This window comes from Desulfuromusa ferrireducens, assembly GCF_055389805.1.
The window spans coordinates 668605-687985 of the sequence record NZ_AP042415.1; the positions used below are offsets into that span (position 1 = coordinate 668605).

Below are 19381 nucleotides of genomic sequence, written 5' to 3' on the forward strand. Positions count from 1 at the left end.
GCAGATTGTGTAAATGGCCAGTCGGTCAGAGTAGCGGCATTCGCCCTTCAAATATAATCGAAAATTGATTCAGTGCCGATCGCCAGTTGTGGATCGGCATTGTCCATTTCTTTGAAATATTCTGTAACGCTAAGTAGAGCAGCTTGATCATTGATTCGTCATTGGGAAACGATCCCCGGTTCTTCGTGACCTTCCGCAGTGACATGTTCACCGATTCGATGGCATTGGTCGTGTAAATCGCTCTGCGTATGTCGGACGGATATGAGAACAGTGGCGTAATCCGCTCCCAGTTGCGTCGCCAGGATTTAGCAATTGTCGGGTGACTGGCGTTCCATCTATCTTCGAACAGCTCTAAGTTAAACTCGGCCTCTTCGACAGTCGCTGATGAGTAAATTGCCTTCAGATCCTTGGCGACCTCTTTCCGCTGTTTCCAGGAAACGTAGTTTAAGCTGTGCCGCACCATGTGAACAATACAGAGTTGAACCTGTGTATCAGGGAAGACTGTCTCAATCGCTTCAGGAAAGCCTTTCAGGCCATCGACGCAGGCGACGAAGATATCCTTTACGCCCCGGTTCTTCAACTCTGTGACAACTTGCAACCAGAACTTGGCACCCTCAGTTTCGGCGGTCCACATGCCAAGGACTTCCTTGAGGCCATCAAGGTTGACACCAACGGCAAGATAAACAGCCTTATTAATGACTCGATTTTCTTGCCGTACTTTGATCCGAATGGCGTCGAGATAAACAATCGGCCAGATATCATCCAGCGGCCGGTTCTGCCAAAGAACGATTTCCTCTTGGACCGCTTTCGTCACTTGGGAAACAAGCGTCGGTGAAATCTCTACACCGTACATCTCTTCCAAATGCGCCTGAATATCGCGGGTCGTCATGCCACGGGCATACAGGGCGATGATCTTGTCATCAAAACCGCTGAAGCGGCTTTGCCCTTTAGGCAGTATTATCGGTTCAAAACTGGAATCACGGTCACGGGGAACGGTAATGTCAAGATTGCCGAACTCGCCTTTGACCTTCTTCTGGTAGCTACCGTTGCGGGCGTTACCAGCCTTGTTGTTTGACGGAGCATTCTTTTCGTAGCCGAGATGTTCGGTCAGCTCGGTTTTCATTGCACGTTCCAGAAGCTGTTTGGTCAGTTGTTTCAGTAGCCCAGTTTCCCCGATAAGATCTTCAGGATTCTTGTAATCCTTCATCAGGGAGTCGAGCAAGTCGTCGGGTATGGTCATCAGTTCCTCCAGTGGTTACGGGTTGTAACCGACTGGGAGCATTTACACAAAAGATTTTACACCCTCTTATCACTTGATACAGGCTGACAGCTTTGTCAGCCTTAGACTTGGTCCGTACACCATCCCGCGTTTCAAACGCGGTATCCATGAGGCTCTCCCTCGACACCGGCTCTATTGCCAGACGGAGGTTGCGGTAGGCATCCCAAAATTCCGCCTCCTCGATCTCTTCCCGGTTTTGACTATTTAGGTTATTCCTTACCCGAATGATCGTATCAATATGGTCCTTTTCAAAGTCTTTGCCCTGCTCGGCAGCATAAAGTAGCATTAGTTCAGCCGTGTCGACGGCGGAAGCCAACCTATCTTCTTGCGCCAGATCGCATTCCGTTCCGAAGATCGTAGCCATATAATCATCCCAATGTCGCAGCTTTAGGATCGGGTCAGCGAAAAAAGGAGGGGAAACCTAACAGGGGGCAACCATTTCCTCGCACTACAAATCAGATGAAAGCCATATCAATCCATGCCGTGCGTCGCCAGAAGATTTTCCTCCCCCCTATCACACGAACGGACGACCCGCATCAGCGCACCGATATAGTGGCAGCAAACTGACTTTTAAAGTAATGCCAGCGTCGCTAGAGGTGTCTCCTCTATGCCCAAACCGAGCCCGCAAAAAACATCATCCTGTATATAGATACACTTTAATGGTTATCTCCCCCCTGTCAATTTTGTATAGCACTGAAATCTTACTGGTAATCCTAATAAAGCCTCAAAAAAGCATTCTCCTTACTGCAATCTAGAATACTTTGACCGGGGATTTTCAGTCTCAAATCTTTGGAGATGGTCGACAATAAACCGTCCAAAATGTCGGTTTCTGACCCCGGTCGACCCAGATTACCACCTGATCAGTCCAACCAACTTCCTACCAGGCCGCAATCACACAGCTATTTCCACCTGGGCCGTCTCGAAAGTCATTCAAAAATGGCCCCTCCGCTAAACCCCTGAAAGTACAGGAGGGCGAAAGGGCCAATTTTAGTGTTCCAAAATGGAGAAGTGAGATTTAAGTCACAATATTTGAGATTTTCTTTTGCTAAAACAAGAAAACCCCAGTTGATAACAAGTTGGAGTTTTCTTTCGTGCTGGAGATGGTGACTTATCCGACATTTAAACGTCCACTATTAATAATCTGTTACATAAACGTCATGCTTTCTTCGATCCTTTTCTGCGATAGGTGTCTTATGGTCGCGCATTTTATCCCGTTCGACATCAGCCCACCCATCCGACCGCTTAAAAAGCAGTATCTGTTGAGTAGCCAGCAGATACTGTAACTCATCTTTGCTTACTATCTCTTCATTACCACCTTTAAGTACCACCGGTATTAACATAGTCTATCCCCACATCTAAATCGCGATGATTACTCAACGGTAGCGCAAGCAGAGGCTCTGTCAAGGTGCACATTTTTACAGGAGTCCGGATAGTCACATAAAGTGAATTTACAAAGTTTGAGACATCTCTGTCTGGATAGACTGATTGACTTGTGGCGTGCGCAACGGCAGTCAGATAGTGCTATAATGTATACATAGGATGTATTAGGTTCGCTAACCCCAACAAGGAGGTTTGCCTATCGAAACTGCGCCCGATTCAATGATGAGTGCTACACCGCAACCGGCGAGCATTGAGCGCCGGAAGAGCCCGTGATCAGGGAAACTCGCAGAATATTTAGAAGGCCCGCGCGACAAGTGGCGGGCCTTTCACTATTATGGGATGGTGCAAGAAGGGAAATCACGCTTTTTGAGATTTGAAAATATCTGCTTTCTGTTGGCTATTCACCTTGAAGGAATATCTCGCTGCTAATCAATGACTGGATTTGTCTTACAACCTGCGGTATTAAAATGAAGAGTCCTATTCCCAGGTTCCCGAATCGAGATTATCAAAGCGAGAGAATAATGAACCGTCCAATTGCAATACTGCTTATAGTCCTATTAATATTTAGTTTTCTGTTCAGCGCATTCGCACTTTCCCAGGGAAAATTTGGTGAAGCATTTTTCGTATATCCCCTGCTGATCATTGTTTATCTTTTTACCCGACGTGGTAAAAGGTAGTGATGATCGAAATTTCTGGAGTTTAAAAAAAAGCCGCCGAGGCTGCCTCAGCGGCTTTTCATTTAAGTTACTACATTTAAGACGCAGCAACCTTGGCGGATGTTCTATTTATCCTAAGATGAAGCAGTATCCCCTTCTGTCAACATAGGCAGGGACATTCTGGAACTGGCAATAGTCACTTATCGGTGATTATTGCTGCCCTTCAAGCTTGATCAATATCTCCTTGGCCCGTTTCTGGCCTTGCTCTATTTGGGATGGGGATAGCTTTTCTTCAGATCCCACTAATAGCTCACGCACACTTTCATTGCCATTTGCAGCCACAATAAAAAACCAAATGTAAGCTTCTTTGTAGTCTTGAGGAACGCCCTGACCGCTATAGTGTAGTAAGCCGAGCCGAGCCTGGGCCTCAGCATCCCCATGTTCCGCCGCACGACGATACCATTTGATTGCTTCTTTATGGTTCTGGGGAACGCCATGGCCATTATCGTACATCAAACCAAGACTGTGCTGGGATTTAGCATGCCCCTGCTCTGCCGCAAGAAGATACCATTTGACTGCTGCTTTGTAGTCCTTGGGAACGTCATATCCATAATCGTACATCAGGGCAAGGTTGTACTGGCCGTCAGCATCTTCCTGCTCATCCGCAAGGCAATACATATTGACTGCTGCTTTGTTGTTCTGTGGATTTGCATATTCATTATTGGACATCACAGCAAGGTTGTTCTGGACTTTTGCGTCCCTCTGCTTCGGCGCAGCGCAACCTGAACAAATAGTAACTACCAGTATCAAAGCCACAAACCAGCGCATCGGGGCTTCCTTTGTGTCTGATTGATGGTGGGTCATGAGACGAAAAAAACACCTCGCTAGGTAGAGAGGTCAACATTTGCGGGGGAAGGTCCGTGGCGTCTTACAATGGAGACATTGGCTTAGGCGTATCCAGACTGCCCCACCCCCGCTGGATACCCAACCGACTGAGCCAGGATGATTTGCTGCTCGGGTCTCAACTTCATCACCTTTGCCAGGGAGGCTCTGTCAATATCGCCACGCACGCAGGTCACCAACCCTTCGGAGGCGCAGAAGAGATAGACGTTCTGGCTGACAAACCCGGTGTCGGCGGCGGAATATAAGACTTTATCGGACTCTTTCTTGTGATCGAAAAGGGCCAAATCGGCGACAAAAACCAGGTTGACCGGCGCCTCGCTTACAAACCTGCTTCTCCCCGTCAAAATCCGAATATCCTTCTCCAGAACCGGGCAAAGGCCATGGCTCTTTGCATCATACAGATAAAGGCCATCAGCTCTGGAAATAAAAATCTCGATTTCCTGTCGATTTCGTGCCGAGGGGGCGGTACGTTTCCCCTGTTCCGCTCGATTGACCCCCGATGCCGCCCAGAGCAGGTTGGACAGTACCGATGATGGCAAGGGGTGGGGGTCATAACTCCTTGAAGTCCTTCGTTCATTCAGGACCTGCATCAGAGGCCTGCCACCTTTCATATGAGGGGGGGGAAGTGGGAGTGGGGCTAGTTCCTTCTCAGCAACCAGGGATGGAAACGAGAGCAGATAAGGCAGTATCATGCGTCGTACCGTAAAAGAGACCCGGTTCATCAAAGCACCTCCCGAGGAAAGACATTTCAGTATGCCGTCTCGAAAATATACGACATTTCTCCCACTTTTCAACAGGAGAAGATACTAAGGGGACTTCTCTGTTGCTATCGTTCAGACTATCAATTGATCGGGCATGGTGGTGGCGTGTGTCCAATTAATGCCGCAAAGAAGCACACTTATGATCGGAAGAATTTCCGGCTCAAATGTTTGGAGATGATCGACAGTAGAGCGCTCAGATTGACCGATTTTGAAGCCAAATCAACCAAAACGCTGCCGAATCGAAGTAGCCAACTTTCTACATATACGAAATCACACAGCAATTCTGGCCAGATTATCTCGAATGTCCGTATCAAAAAGGCCCATCCGCTAAACTGCTGAATTTACAGCAGTGCGAAAGGGCCGATTTTACGTACCAAATGTCGGGGGCCATGAGATTAAGTCACAATATTTGAAACATACTTTCCCCAGTAAGTCATTACTCGGTTGGAACCGGTTTTCTAGCTATAACATACCCAAAACTGACCCATCGACCTTGGTCAATTTCAAGGGTTTTGGGATCTTCATCAGGCTTTGCCTTACAAAACGGATCGTGTTCGGCATATTCGAGCCACCATTCTCGGGACTCTGGTGCATAGGCTGACTCTATCAACTCGAAACCAGCCTTCCTGACCGACTCAACAGTTGTGTTCAAATTGGAAAAACACTCTTTCCAGGGATACTCGCTTTGAGAAACATATGGTTCAAGATCGGCTGGTATATCGACGTCAAAATGCATCGGTTCGCCTAAACCAAATATGCCGCCAGGCTTTAGAATCCGTCTGATTTCTTTCAGACAGGCAATGTATCCTTCCTCTCCATTCATCACACGGAGCATTTCCAGAGCGGTGGTCGAATAAACGAAGTCAAAAGATGACGATGCAAAACCCGTTTCTGGAACTCCTGTTTTGAGCGCTAAAAAGGAATTAGCAACACCCCAATTATTAGCGTTCTCCTGAGCATGTTCAATCATCGGTCTGCTATCCATACGGTCGTCCCATGGGTCGATTCCGACAATGGATACGTTGTATTCTTTTGCCAGAAAGCAGCTTTGATACCCCCGATTGCAGCCGACATCAAGCAATCGTGAATTTTCACTTAGGCACATTTTGTCAGCAATAAATTCGGCCAATTTGAGCCCTCCTGGGCCACTGCATTGAGCATAAATTGTTTCGAGATCTTTGTACTTAGTTGCTTTTGGAAATTTCTGTTTTGACATCGTATTTTCCTATTTAGTTCAAGTTCAAAGTTTTTGCAGCATCAAGCAGATATAAGAAAACTCTTCCCCATAGAGCTGACCAATACGAATTTCTTTCTGCATATCAGAAAAGGCCTTGCTTGGCCCAGATTGTCTGCTGATCACTTCTAGTTGCTGTTGCATGTCGGCGTAGAAGGCTATCCAGTCTTCACGAGGCAGAAGAAAAAAGTCGACTACCCGATAGCCAAGTTGCTCAGCAAGTTTCTGACGATTTTCCGAGGTTGTCATGTCTGGATAACCGGTCTTCCAAAACTCGACACATTCTGGCGAAGGCTGATCTGTCGTTAGCACGGCGTCACTGAAAAACAGGTAGCCGCCAACAGGCAGAAGCCTTTTCCACTCGCGCAGTGCGTTTTCAACCCCCATGATGTAGGCAGTCCCTTCGGCCCAGAGTAGATCGAAACTTCTGTCGACATATGGCAGTTCCAACATGCTTGCGCTAACGGGTGTGATCCGGTCGCTAAGTCCAAGCTTTTCAATGTTTTGTTTCAGGCTTTGCAAAAACGGCGCGTGGTTGTCGGCGGCAGTTATCCGGGCGTCGCAAACGTCAGCAAGTGTCAGACTGGCAGAACCTTTGCCGCAGCCGATATCGAGAATTCTGTTGATATCGGTTTCACGTGGGATCAACCTGAAAGCTCTCAGGGTTGCATCTTGACTGCCTGGCCCTGGGCGCTCCATCCGCTCATAAACGGAAAAGAACTGCTCCATATATTCCCTGTTCGTTGCCAAGTCGCGGGACACACAACGTATATGGAGTGCCTCTTTTTCACTAAACCCAAGTTTCTGTAACCATTGGATATGCGCCGCAGACGATTGCTTGTCAAATTTGAGGTGCCAATCATGCAATCGCTGGCTGAAAACTTCATTTCCGATCGACCGGCCGGTGACTTTGCCGTAAAGAGCGGATAGAACCTCGCGGGCGCTCTCCATCTCTCGCAGCTCCTGATCAAGGCTGAATATACGACACTCTAAAAGCTCCGCATCAACTTGTCCCGCCAGAAATCGTTTGCACTCTTGTAGACTCAAACCGGCCTTCTGCAGTTGCCGGATCATGATCAACTGATTGAAGTCCTGCTCAGAATAGAGGCGATAACCGTTACTTTCCTCTCTGGATGGTCTAACCAGTCCAATCCGTTCGTAATAGAGAAGTGTTGAACGGGCAAGTCCGATCCTTTTACAGATATCTGAAACTTTGTACATAAATGGATCCTGTTTAAAATCCTCACAAGAGAGTGATAAAGCTTATGGCTCAAGCTAAACTATGAACCTTTAGACAGGTCAAGACTTTTCTACTGTGATTAGAGATGTATTTTCAAATACTGGGGATGACGGCCTGGTTGTCTGGAAAATATGAAGTTGATCGACAGCAGCTCGTCCGGATCTGCTGATTTTGATCCCAATTCGAACCAAACACCACCTGACCGATCTACCCAAATCCCTACCAGGCCAAAAACACTTGGCTATTCCCGCCAAAATCATTTCGAAAGTCCGTATCAAAAAGGCCCTCCCGCTAAACTGCTGAAACTACAGTAAAGCGAAAGGGCCAATTTGGGTGTTTCAAAAAGGAGAAGTGGGATTTAAGTCACAATTTTTGAGACGGTCTCTCTGATGTCATTACATGCAGCTCAGACGTGTCTACTGTCAATCGGCATTGAAAATTGACCCACCACCGGCGTCCAATTTTGACCCACCTCAGGGGGTTAGTTTTGGTCGCAATTTCTGTTTTTGATTCTCCAGCTTTCGTTTCCTGTTTCGATGATTTCACAGTGGTGAGTGACCCGATCAAGTAAGGCAGTGGTCATCTTGCTGTCACTGAAAACCTGAGGCCATTCACCGAAGGTCAGGTTGGTGGTGATCAGTAGTGAGGTCTGCTCGTAGAGCTTTGAGATCAGGTGAAACAAAAGCTGCCCTCCGCTTTTGGAGAATGGCAGATAGCCAAGTTCATCGAGTACCACCAGGTCAAATCGGGCCAGGCTGGTGGCAAGTTTACCGCCGCGACCGGCGAGCTTTTCTTGCTCAAGCTGATTGACTAGATCGACCAGATTGAAGTAGCGGCAACGTTTGCCATTGTGAATCGTCTGACGGGCGATAGCGATGGCAAGGTGGGTCTTGCCAGTTCCTGTGCCACCGACCAGAATGACGTTGCTCTGGGCAGCCAGGAATTGCCCCTCGTAGAGACTGCGCACCTGCATCTCGTTGACCGGTGAGGCGCTAAAGTCGAACTGGTCCAGATCCTTGGCTGTGGGGAATTTGGCTTGTCCCAATCGGTAGCGAATGCTCTTGGCTTTTCGCTCGGCTTGCTCTGCGTTCAGCAGTTCAAGGACGATCCTTTCCGGGGTTGAGCGCTGTCTGGTCCCTGTGACCAGCACCTCATCGAGGACACTTCTCATTCCGTACAGCTTCAGGCTTCCCATCGCATCCAGCAGTTGTTCACGAAGCATGTCCACCTCCGGCCAGCAAACGGTCGTAGCGTTGGCAGTCGGCGGTTGGTAGCAATCTTAATTTGGGCAGGTGGGCTGGTGGCTGACAATTTGTAGCGGGTTCCGGTTCGCTTGCGCGGGATAGGATGTTCAGCACCAGATCGCGACTGATGGTTCTGGCTGACAGAGCCTCTGCGCAGGCATCTGCCACCACCTCTAATCCATGAGTTGGAACTGACGCAAGGATTCCGACGAATTGCCGATCGTCATCGGAACTGGATCCAAGTCGCTCGCGAGCCTTTTTTAGTGGCTCCGGCAGATCCCATTGTTGAAACGGAGCACCGTTACGTAGAGCGCCGGGCTTCTGCTTGAGAACCGCAAGGTAGTGCCAAGGCTCATAGACGGTCTTGTCGCGACTGAACTGACGACGATGCAGGCCGATCAGCTCTCCGTTGTGAACCATCGAGATACGATCGGCATAGGCACGAACGGTGACGGTCTTGCCTATAGCGCTGGCCTGAACGCTATAGCGATTGCGATCAAAGTTGATCAACGCTGTCCGAGAGACCCGCGCTGTACTCTCCTGATAGGCATCAAACAAAACCGGCACCGGAACCAGCGACGCCTGCTCGCGGATCGCAACTTCGGCGACCGTCTGTTCGGAAAATTCAGGATGCTTCTGCGTCGCCGCCATCGTCTGGCACTCATCCCTTAACCACTGGTTCAACTCGTTCAAATCGGCAAATTTGCGGCGCTTGGCGAATAATCGCTGACGCACCACACCGACCTGCCTCTCCACTTGTCCCTTCTCCCAACCTGCCGCCGGAGTGCAGGCGACCGGCTCAAATAGGTAGTGGGATGCCAGAGTCAAAAAACGTCGATTGAAGACCCGTTCTTTGCCCATCAGTACCTTGCTGACCACTGTCTTCAGGTTGTCGTAAATCCCTTTGCTACAAGCTCCGCCGTAGAACGAGAACGCCTGCACATGGGCATCTAGAACCATCTCCAGGGTTTCGCGCACATAGGCCACACAAAACGGTTTACGGCTGTGGCAGAGGCGGAAATGAGCAACCTTGATCTGAACATTTACTCCGGCCAGTTCAACCGGTTCATAGCTCCAATCGAATTGAAATGCTTCGCCGGGAGAAAAAACCAAGGGAACAAACGCTTTGCTTACGCCGGTCTGTTGCCGCGTCCACTTCTGAACGAAACGCCGGACAGCATCGTAGCCACCAGCAAAGCCTTGACGCTGCAGCATCTCAAACAGCAACTGGGCACTGCGGCGCTGCTTCTTCGGCTTATCGTGGTCTTCATCGAGAGCCTGAATCAGTTGCTCTTTATACGGCTCAAGCTTTGGACGGGGCTGGGTCTGGCGTTCGTAATGCTGCTCCGTCACATCGGAACGGATGATCTTGCGAACGGTATTGCGCGACAGGTTCATATCCCGGGCGATCTGGCGTATGGGTTTATGGTCTCGGTGATGGGCAAGACGAATTTTACGGATAGTTTCCACGATCAGCATCTCCTTAAAGAAGCTCCTCTCTCAGGCAAAATCTGAGAGTTTGGAGCAAGTGCTGAGGTGGGTCAATTTTGGACGCCGATTAACCCTGTAAGTGGGTCATTTTTGCATGCCGATTAACACCGTTACTTCCATTGTCGGCATTGCTACCGCATTACCTATTCAAGTCGCTGTGATGGCGCAGTATGTATCGCAGCGGTTCGGGGTGCGGTTTTGGTAGACACAAAAAAAGGCGGAGCCATTAAGACCCCGCCTTTTAGATTTTTATTGTCGGAAAACCTTACGCTTTTTTACGCTTCCGATTGAACCAAGCAAGACCGGCAAGGCCACTGCCGAGCAGGATCATGGTGGAAGGCTCGGGAACTGGAGCAACTGCAACATTATCCAGTTCAAAGGCGTAACTTGTGCTGGTCAAGCGAACCTCATCGAAAGCGGAAAGGTTGAAAAAATTCACATACAGATTTGTATCAGGTGCTTGCTGATCTCCGTTTGCGGTAGAGGGGTTTACTGCCTGTGACCCAGTAATCGCCTCAACTAGGGCACCGTTGTTATAAAATTCAAGAAGATTATAAGAATCGACCGATCCCCACCAAAGACCGAAATAACCGTATTCCCCAGCCCCAAAATCAAAGACTGCTGTTGGAGCGCTAGCATAGTCCTTTGGAACGGTTAGATAGAAGGAGGTATCTGGAACAGTCAACCCATCAGGCGCAGCATATTTCCCAGAGAGTGATCCTTGAACAAGGGCATAATTCCCCGACAAAGCCCACCCGGTAGACAAGGTGCCACCGGAAAAATCCTCTACGATAGCATTAGCGACACTAGTGGTGTAACTGTTACCATCACCCTCAAGAGTGTAATCATAGGTGATTGTATAAGCACCGGCAAAACCACACATCCCTACTAACAGAAAAAAAACACCTACGAGCGCTATTCTTTTTTTCATAGTTTCCTCCACTCTCAAAATTGCTGATTAAATACAAAGCGTTCAAGTTTAGGTAGATATCGGGTCTTTATGCAACTTTGCTGCCAAAAAAATAACTACTTATAAAAACGGGAAGTTAATAAACACAGGACATCCATGTCCCTCAACTGTAAAGTATTTCGACACCTTGCTTGTTCCCTATATTTATTGCGTACAATGTATGGCCCGACAAATGACGGCAACCCATCACAAGAAAACACCTTCACTGCTGTCAGCAATTATAAATGGGAAAACTCCATCCCCTGCGGTAGTCGAAGCAGTTTATGCAAATCAAGGCAGGATCTATTCAACAACAACGACTACCCCTGGAAATTAAAAGTCCGTAAACATTTAAGCGACTAAGTGATGGTGGATATTGGTTGCGAACCACGAAGGTCAAAACAGACAAAAAATAAGGCGCGCAGATCCAAGACAACAAAGAGATATCGTCATGCAGTGGGGACAGAGTGGGGACAAACCAGAAAAACAAAAAGGGCTTACAGATTAAAATCTGTAAGCCCTTGAATTGTATGGCTCCCTTTGCAAGACTCGAACTTGCGACAAGGTGATTAACAGGCGGGATCTGGATCTTTCCTTCCCATTCCTGCATGAACTTTTTCCACTTTACATAACAGATACTTAGGTTATATTATCAGCCTGTACGTTCCCATAAAAACACAACGCTTCATGCAAAAACTTGCTACCTATCTTGCTACCCAAAAAACAAAGTGCAGCAGATAGCTACATTTAAAGAGTTGAAAAAATGAGGTAATGAATATGGCTATTTTTGATGACCTAAATCCGACCGGCAGGAAAGGCGTATTCTACAAAGAGCACTCAACCCGTAAGTGCGGAGTCAAAAAAGATCGCCTCTGGATTCTTCGTTATACGATTAAAGGCAAGACCCGTATCGAGGTTTTCGGCTGGGCGACCGAGGGCTTTTCTGAACTGGATGCCGAACAGAAGATAGCCGCATTCCGTGCCAACGCCAAAAACAGTAGCGGGCCCGTATCGCTGGACCAAGAACGCGAGGCTCGCGACGCGAGAATCAAGACCGAACAAGCAGAACAGGCAGCAGAAAGTCGGAAGAATACAACATTCAGTAAGTTTTTTGATGAGGTTTACCACCCGCAAGCAAAACTGGACAAGGCCGCCGGAACATCGCGTTCCGAAGAACGATTATATCGACTCTGGGTTGAACCGGTCATTGGTAAATTAACCTTTGAGCAAGTCGGTATCGAACACCTGAATAAAATCAAGGCCAACATGGCCGCCGGTAAGCGGGCCAAAATCAAAAGGAACCCCCGTGACAAAAAGAAGGCGGCCAAGGATGCCCAAGAAAGACGCACACCGCCGCGCCCATTGGCACCACGGACCATTAATTACGCCCTGGCGCTTATCCGACAAGTCTGGAACCTGGCCTGTGCTGTCAAGCCCCCACTTGCTTTTGGGGCATGGCCTGGAGCGGTCAAGGCATTCAAAAAACCCAAAGTAAATAACCAGCGCACCCGGTTCTTGACGAAAAATGAAGCTGCCGCCCTACTGGCTGCCCTTAAAGCCAAATCAAAAGATATGCATGACATGGCCCTGCTGGCCCTTCATTGTGGATTGCGTGCAGGTGAAATTTTCAACCTGACCTGGAACAAGGTGAACTTGACCAAGGGTGAACTTTTGCTGGTCGATACCAAAAACGGAGAAAGCCGAACAACCTACCTGACCGACGAAGCCCGTGAAATGCTGCGGCAACGGTCGGTCGATTGCCAACACCCGCGCATTGTTTTTGTCTCAGTCATAAGCAAAGCCGCCAGCAAGCAGTCACAAAAAAAAGAACCGTCTGAAATAACGCTTTGCCCATATAAAAGCGTACCCGCTACCTTTTCAAGAACCGTCACTGAGATTGGCTTAAACGTTGGCGTCAAAGATCCACGCGACAAGGTTGTATTTCATTCTCTGCGCCACACATATGCAAGCTGGCTGGTCGAACATGGAGCATCCCTGCCGATAGTCCGCGACCTCATGGGCCATAAGAACTTGATCATGACCAGCAGATATTCACACGTGTCAGCCGACGCCCAACGCGAAGCAATAGCTGCTTTGAATCGAGCAATCCGGCCCGCTGGAGATAATGTTATTGAACTTAAAAAGGTTAAAAAGTGAGCAGATAGTTTTACCCATTGCCGGACTAGGCTGATCACTGAAAAGGCGGAAACCCTTACCGCCCTGCCCGGATTATTTTTTTGAGGGAAGAGCACGAAAAGGGAGTGCCACCAATGCTGACACCACCCCACGACTTTTCAGGTTATCCTGCACTGCCGATCTATACCATAGCGATTAACTTGCAAGAAGAAAACGACCAACCAATAGGGTACTGGCTGAACCTTATGACAAACAGCATCTGCATTAAAGGTACCCCCCTGCCTAATACTATTGAAAACCCACTGATACTGTGCCCCGATAACACATGGGGGATAGACAAGCCCACAGGAAAAACGATAGACAAATATGCCCCCCAAAAAAGAGATAGAGGCTGGAGTTCTCCCCCTCCCCCCCCAAGGCTTCTATCCTCATCCCCCGTGTTAGAACGGATTCCATGGGAAATTGAAAGCTCCGTCCTCTGGTTGGAACACAGCAAAGAGCCTGATCTTTCTGAACACCTTACGAACAGAACACAATCGAAAATTGAAAAGGAACGCATCAACGTTAAACAGGATTATTTTCGTCCATGGTTCACTGCCGTCGGTTATCCGCTACCGCGCTTTTGGTTTTCTGAAGTCGAGCGACAGCAGGCCATGAGCAGCTGCACGCCAGAAGCCAGCCCAAAACAACAACGTGAGAGGATCGAAAAACAACACCAGCAGCATGCGGCTGAGTATGCTGCGCAACAACGGCAATCCAACACGCCGATGAAAGAGGTTATCGGTTACATTGAAACGAACTATGGTTTCGATGGCCAAGAACTACATGATTTAATCTGGCCTGAACATACAACAAGAAACGCAACCCAAAAACGCAAAGAGCTGCACAAACACCGAGAGAAAAAATAATCGGAACGCCCCGTTCCACACAACAAAAACTAGAATAAACCGCCTAACCCCTTGGACTACAAGGGGTTATTTTTTTATAAAAATCATAATTTTTCCCCTTGACGGAACGCCTCCGTTCCAATGCGATCCTTTGACCGTGCACAAGGCAAATCGGGGACGCCCGACAACACTCACTTGAATACGGGAGACACAAAATCATGAACACTCAAGATCATTTCAGCAAACTGGTCGACCATTGGCCATCCTCCATGGTTGCCCGCCCCGAGGTTGCTCGCTTTTCGGGCGGCATCCTTTCAGGCAAAACCCTCGCGAATTTATCATCTCGTGGAGAGAGAGTACCAACGGCGATTCGTGTCGGTCGCAAAGTCGCTTATGACACCCAAGAACTTGCCAACTGGCTGCGCAATCGCAGCAAAAGGGGAACGCAATGACAAACGACGAAACCTTAATGCAGATAAGCCCAGCGCCCGCTGGCCTGGTCGCAGTGTATCGAACCGATGAGGGCGAAAAGTTTGATCCCATTGTTGCCTTTGGTCTTAGCGGTTGTCGGGCAGGTAATGGTACCGCTGCGATGGTGGTTACTCTCGAGACTGGAGAGTTAAGCCCTGCCGAGGATGATGAAGCTTTTAACCGGCTCGAATGGCAGCAGAGCACCTGCAAATGTTCAGCGAATTAATCGCAGCTATGCAGGCCGCTGGAATCGCTCCTACAAGCGCCCCGATAATTGCTGACGGCCTGCCGAAGCGGTTCTGGATTGAAGGCGACAAGCCACGCACCACTAATGGCTGGATCGTCCTGTACGACAATGGCGACGGAACCCACGGTGCAGCCTTCGGGACATGGAAAAATCCGGGGGAAAGGTTTACCTGGCACAGCAAAAAGGCGCAAACCGCCGCCGAACGTGCCGAGTTTACACAACGAATGAAAGAGGCCCGTCGCAAGCAGGCCGAACAACAACAGAAACGCCACACTGAAGCAGCCGACAAAGCGGTCTGGTTTTGGCGACGCTCGAAGCCGCCGCCAGCAGATCACCCGTATCTGGTTAAAAAACAGGTCAAACCGTTCGGCCTGCGGGAAATGAACGGTTCACTGGTAGTGCCGGTCCGTAACAGCGCCGGGGAATTAACCGGTCTCCAGTTCATTGATGCCTCTGGCGGGAAGCGATTTTTAAAGGGAACAGCGGTTACCGGTTGCTATCACGCCATCGGCAACCCGCCCGACGACGTGTTGCTTTTGGCTGAAGGATTTGCCACCGCTGCCACCTTAACTGAAGCCACCGGACACCCCTGCGCCGTCGCCTTTTTTGCTGGCAACCTTAAGCCTGTCTCTCTGGCGCTGCGGGCAAAGTACCCAGCGATTCAGATCGTGATTTGTGCTGACGCTGACAATGCCGGACGCACCGCCGCCGCGCTATCTGCCGCTGCAGTTAACGGCTTCGTGGTTGAACCAGATTTTGCCGAGAAAGTGAGCATTTAACATGGCTGAGAATACCGACTTTAATGACCTGGCCAAGTCCAAAGGGTTGGCGCCGGTCAAACAGGCAGTCAGCAAGGCGATTGACTCCGCCAAGGGCACACCCTATGGCCGCTTCATCGTTAAGCCTGATGCTGTTTACCTTCAGATTGACACCAAGGATGGCAGCATAGAAGAAATCTATTTTTCAACCCGACTGGCCCCGCTGGGGATCGCGCGTACCTGTGCGGGGAATCAGTATTCCCTGATTCTGGAACTGACAGACCTAGACAGAAAAACCAAGATTTGGACCTTGCCACAGGAATCTGTCTATCGCAGCGGAGGCGATGAGGCCCGCGTTCAGTTCGTCAATCTGGGGGGAGCTTTCGGCCCCGGAACTCGTGAGAGGAGTCAATTTACCGACCTGTTAAAAAGTTTTGTCCGGCATCCGCGCAACCTACCGCGCATCATTCTGGCCGACCGGACCGGCTGGCTCATAAACTAAGGGAGATCAGAAAGCCATGAGCAAATCACAACACCACGCCTTTGTTCTGACGGACGAAACAATCGGACCGTCAAGCAAAGAGCAAGTCATCCTTCCCGACCCCGGAGCCGGTGCACCAGATTACAGCATCAGCGGCACTATTGAGGAATGGCAAGAGCAGATCGGCAAGTATTGCAGCGGTAATAGTCGCCTTGTTTTTGCCTGCAGCCTGTCTTTGGCTGGGCCGCTTTTGCGCCTCTCGGGGGTAGAAGGGGGCGGGTTCAATATTGTTGGCCGTTCTGGCGATGGCAAGACCACCTGTCTCCACGTAGCGGCATCGGTAGCAGGACCACCAGACGGACAAATCAAGACCTGCGACAACACCGCCAACGCTTTTGAGTCGACCGCTGCACAGCACAACGACGCTTGCCTGTTTTTAGATGAGCTGGGTCAAGCCCACCCCGAGCAGATCGGACAGGTTGTTTACAAACTGGCCGGGGGGATTGGCCGAGGCCGTGCGGATCAAAATGGCAACGCCCGCGAACGTCGTCAATGGCGAGTCCTGTTTTTGACCACAGGTGAAACCGACCTTTCAACCATGCTGGCGAGCGCCGGGAAACGCAGCTTCACCGGTCAAGAGCTGCGACTTGCCGACATTGAAGCCGATGCCGGGCAAGGGATGGGCATCTTTGAAACTCTGCACACAGTCGAGTAAAGGGGTACAGCATGACCAACCAACACAACTTTACAAACCCGGCTGATCTTGCCGATCATCTGAAGGCCGCTGCCGGTCACTATCATGGTGCTGTTTATCGTGAATATCTAAAAAAACTGGTCGCAGAAATGAACGACTCCGACCAGCGAGCCGCCCGCCTGCGTTGGCTCAACGACTTCCAAGTCAACTTCATGACCGACGTCCTGCCCCCTGCCGCCGCCGGACAGGTTCACCGCGTCGCAAAGCGTTTCGCTCTGGTCGCTGCCGGGGGGGAACTTGCCACGCATTATGGCCTGACAGGCTGGGAGATCGGAGAGGCCAGTGTCGCAGCACTGAAATGTTTTGACTCATGGCTGGCACGTCGAGGCACTACCGGACAGGGAGAAATCTCACAGCTTTTGGCTCAGGTCGGAGGTTATTTTGAACAATATGGCGAGGCTCGCTTTTCATCGATGGATACAAAAAACCGTCAACCTATACCAAATCGTGTCGGTTTTCGTCGCAGCGTTGTAAACGGCTTAAACCCCGAATACTCCCGAACTGAGTACTTTGTCCTGCCGAAAATGTTTAAAGCCGAGCTGGTCAAAGGTTTTGACTCAACTTGGGCTGCAAAGGTTTTGGTCGAACAGAAGATTATGGTCGCAGGACAGAACGGACGAACACAAATTGTACAAAGACTGCCCGGCCTCGGCCCGACCCGTTGTTATCACTTTGCGGCCAAAGTTGAGGAACAAGAATAAAACTTATATTTCGCTGCGGTTACCCTGGTTACGCGGTAACAGAAGCGAAATCATTTAAGAAAACAGTTACCTCCGGCGTAACCACGTGGTTACGCCGGAGGTAACGAAAAACCTTTGTAATATCTTCAAGGTAACCACGTAACCAGCGTAACCACTTAAAAACATAACATCCACAAACAGAAACACTGACTATGAATGAAGATCACCTACCGATTTCAAGAGGGTATACCAGCTACAACGGCCCCGATTGCTGTCAAATTGCTGTTTATTGCAATTATTGCCACCGCAACCACTTTCACGGCTGGCCAGATCGCACCACAGACCCCGATCAGACAGAACACCGAATAGCCCACTGTCACGTCACCCGGTACCGCCTGCGCAAAGATTCACCCTATGCAGAGCATGGCTATCTTATCGGCATCGACCCGAGCCTCAAAAACCGCCAGCCGCACCCATTACCCCACGCATGAAAGGAATCTTCACCATGAAAACGAAGATCACACCTACCGCCGAAGTTCAGCATGTCTATCTTGCCGGAGCTACCGCCGCCTTTAAGCGAGTGCAAGACCTGGCTGAAGAGATCAACGCCGCTGGAACTGATGTCGGATGGCTTTTAATTTATCTGGATGCTGAACAAAAACGAGTTACTGCCACGATTGCCCGCATTCTTAAAAAGACAGCCGCCGCCGGAATCAAACAATAATGCAAAACGGGTTGAACCGCTCCAACGCATTACGGCCTATGCACTGCCATAGGTTGCAATGCGTTGCCACACATTCACAAAAAGAAGCGGAGAAGTCGACCACGAAAGAAACCTCCCGATTTCAAGTGGATATATCAACGACAACAGTCAAGAATGCTGCCATAGCGTTGTTTATTGCAGTTAACGCCACCGCACTGTCGCGGCTAGCCTGATCGCACCATAGCCCCCGGACACATTGAACACCGATTCTTCACCCGGCACTGCCTGCACGAAGATTCACCCTATTCAGGGCAAAGTGACCTGATCGGCAGCGATCCGACCCGCAAACACCGTCAACTGCACCCGTCAACCCAAGCATGAAATGAATCCTCACCATGCAGGCAAATATCGGTGTTTGTTCTGATTAAACCCGGCGGGGATTCTGATCTAAAGCTGGCCACCTCATTTCAAAAGTCCTTGGATTTGTGAGAACCCCTTTTGACACGATTTCAGAAAATGGTGATTAAGGTGTCGAAGTAGGTTTTTCGGCCCTTGGTAAATTCCATAGCTTTGTGACTCCGTACGGGTTAGGTGACTCTGGCGTAGTGATCAGCGCCGTGGGAAAGGTGCAATTGCCATTAAGAAAACCCTTCTTGACTTCACCCAACCTAGAAATTACTTTCAATATCATTGATCTGAAACTGCCATTTTCTCCGGAGGGTGCTTGATAAAAAAAGCTCTTCTCGCCCTGACCCTATTCGCTGTGGGCGAAAACGGGACAGATTAATTTCCGCCCTAGTGCAGCGCATATAATAATTGCCGATAGCTTGGGACATCAGATGCCAAGGGATTTCCCAGTATCTTAAATGTACTTCGCAACCATAAAATTAAATGGGGGAAGGCCTGCTTCTGTGTTATTTTGGTCAGTGGTTTGTGGGCCTCTTGCCTCTTGGTTGATTTGACATAATGCAACGCAATCAGGGGCATTCTTTTTATTTGAGTGCTTGCCATGGATATCGTTTCTCCTCTCAAGCGTGAATTGAAAAAAGGATGATGATATCTTGTTATCTGGGAATGCGACATAAAGCACTTTTGGCCCTAATTTAACGTAATTAGATCAATACCGG

General features: G+C 49.4%; 20 protein-coding genes. 10 read left to right on the plus strand and 10 right to left on the minus strand.

Translation table 11 applies throughout. The features are described from left to right. Positions 1-25: 25 nt before the first annotated feature. The 10 genes from ACZ5PT_RS02920 to ACZ5PT_RS02965 form a co-directional block, all read right to left on the minus strand. Complete coding sequence (locus ACZ5PT_RS02920; RefSeq protein ID WP_464263630.1) at positions 26-1240, minus strand: IS256 family transposase; 1215 nt, start codon at positions 1238-1240, stop codon at positions 26-28. Beyond that, positions 1185-1643: a hypothetical protein gene (locus tag ACZ5PT_RS02925; protein WP_464265314.1), complete on the minus strand. Its 459-nt coding sequence runs from the start codon at positions 1641-1643 to the stop codon at positions 1185-1187. Before ACZ5PT_RS02925 ends, ACZ5PT_RS02920 begins: the two co-directional genes overlap by 56 nt. A 769-nt stretch (positions 1644-2412) precedes the next feature. Next, the gene (locus tag ACZ5PT_RS02930; RefSeq protein ID WP_464265315.1) at positions 2413-2619 is read right to left on the minus strand and encodes a GSU3473 family protein; all 207 of its coding nucleotides are present in this window, start codon (positions 2617-2619) and stop codon (positions 2413-2415) included. A 906-nt stretch (positions 2620-3525) separates the two neighbouring features. Then, a complete protein-coding gene (locus ACZ5PT_RS02935; protein WP_464265316.1) occupies positions 3526-4143 on the minus strand; it encodes a tetratricopeptide repeat protein in 618 nt (205 codons plus the stop codon). Between the two features lie 119 nt (positions 4144-4262). Next, positions 4263-4808, minus strand: a complete 546-nt coding sequence (locus ACZ5PT_RS02940; RefSeq protein ID WP_464265317.1) for a nitroreductase family protein — start codon at positions 4806-4808, stop codon at positions 4263-4265. A gap of 607 nt (positions 4809-5415) precedes the next feature. Beyond that, on the minus strand, positions 5416-6195 hold the full coding sequence (locus ACZ5PT_RS02945) for an SAM-dependent methyltransferase (RefSeq protein WP_464265318.1): 780 nt from the start codon (positions 6193-6195) through the stop codon (positions 5416-5418). Between the two features lie 24 nt (positions 6196-6219). Then, complete coding sequence (locus ACZ5PT_RS02950) at positions 6220-7434, minus strand: MerR family transcriptional regulator (RefSeq protein WP_464265319.1); 1215 nt, start codon at positions 7432-7434, stop codon at positions 6220-6222. Between the two features lie 500 nt (positions 7435-7934). Then, complete coding sequence (istB, locus tag ACZ5PT_RS02955) at positions 7935-8675, minus strand: IS21-like element helper ATPase IstB (protein WP_464265320.1); 741 nt, start codon at positions 8673-8675, stop codon at positions 7935-7937. Further along, positions 8665-10176, minus strand: coding sequence for an IS21 family transposase (gene istA, locus ACZ5PT_RS02960; protein ID WP_464265321.1), 1512 nt, complete (start codon positions 10174-10176; stop codon positions 8665-8667). Before istA ends, istB begins: the two co-directional genes overlap by 11 nt. A gap of 277 nt (positions 10177-10453) precedes the next feature. After that, positions 10454-11119, minus strand: a complete 666-nt coding sequence (locus ACZ5PT_RS02965) for an Npun_F0296 family exosortase-dependent surface protein (RefSeq protein WP_464265322.1) — start codon at positions 11117-11119, stop codon at positions 10454-10456. A 795-nt stretch (positions 11120-11914) separates the two neighbouring features. On the opposite strand from ACZ5PT_RS02965, the gene ACZ5PT_RS02970 reads away from it, so the two are divergent. The 10 genes from ACZ5PT_RS02970 (at position 11915) to ACZ5PT_RS03015 (ending at position 18275) form a co-directional block, all read left to right on the plus strand. Further along, positions 11915-13294, plus strand: a complete 1380-nt coding sequence (locus tag ACZ5PT_RS02970) for a tyrosine-type recombinase/integrase (RefSeq protein WP_464265323.1) — start codon at positions 11915-11917, stop codon at positions 13292-13294. A gap of 113 nt (positions 13295-13407) precedes the next feature. Next, positions 13408-14181, plus strand: coding sequence for a hypothetical protein (locus ACZ5PT_RS02975; protein ID WP_464265324.1), 774 nt, complete (start codon positions 13408-13410; stop codon positions 14179-14181). A 197-nt stretch (positions 14182-14378) separates the two neighbouring features. After that, positions 14379-14612, plus strand: coding sequence for a hypothetical protein (locus ACZ5PT_RS02980; RefSeq protein ID WP_464265325.1), 234 nt, complete (start codon positions 14379-14381; stop codon positions 14610-14612). Continuing rightward, positions 14609-14857 (plus strand): hypothetical protein, encoded by a 249-nt coding sequence (locus ACZ5PT_RS02985; RefSeq protein ID WP_464265326.1) that lies wholly within the window; start codon positions 14609-14611, stop codon positions 14855-14857. The genes ACZ5PT_RS02980 and ACZ5PT_RS02985 overlap by 4 nt, the downstream gene beginning before the upstream one ends. After that, positions 14842-15657, plus strand: a complete 816-nt coding sequence (locus ACZ5PT_RS02990; RefSeq protein ID WP_464265327.1) for a toprim domain-containing protein — start codon at positions 14842-14844, stop codon at positions 15655-15657. Before ACZ5PT_RS02985 ends, ACZ5PT_RS02990 begins: the two co-directional genes overlap by 16 nt. Before the next feature lies 1 nt (position 15658). Next, on the plus strand, positions 15659-16138 hold the full coding sequence (locus ACZ5PT_RS02995; protein ID WP_464265328.1) for a DUF927 domain-containing protein: 480 nt from the start codon (positions 15659-15661) through the stop codon (positions 16136-16138). A gap of 16 nt (positions 16139-16154) precedes the next feature. After that, entirely contained in the window at positions 16155-16832 is a 678-nt protein-coding gene (locus ACZ5PT_RS03000; RefSeq protein WP_464265329.1) for a DUF927 domain-containing protein, read from the plus strand. An 11-nt stretch (positions 16833-16843) separates the two neighbouring features. Further along, complete coding sequence (locus ACZ5PT_RS03005; RefSeq protein ID WP_464265330.1) at positions 16844-17572, plus strand: hypothetical protein; 729 nt, start codon at positions 16844-16846, stop codon at positions 17570-17572. A gap of 191 nt (positions 17573-17763) precedes the next feature. Continuing rightward, the gene (locus ACZ5PT_RS03010) at positions 17764-18042 is read left to right on the plus strand and encodes a hypothetical protein (RefSeq protein ID WP_464265331.1); all 279 of its coding nucleotides are present in this window, start codon (positions 17764-17766) and stop codon (positions 18040-18042) included. Between the two features lie 14 nt (positions 18043-18056). After that, a complete protein-coding gene (locus ACZ5PT_RS03015; RefSeq protein ID WP_464265332.1) occupies positions 18057-18275 on the plus strand; it encodes a hypothetical protein in 219 nt (72 codons plus the stop codon). Positions 18276-19381: the final 1106 nt, after the last annotated feature.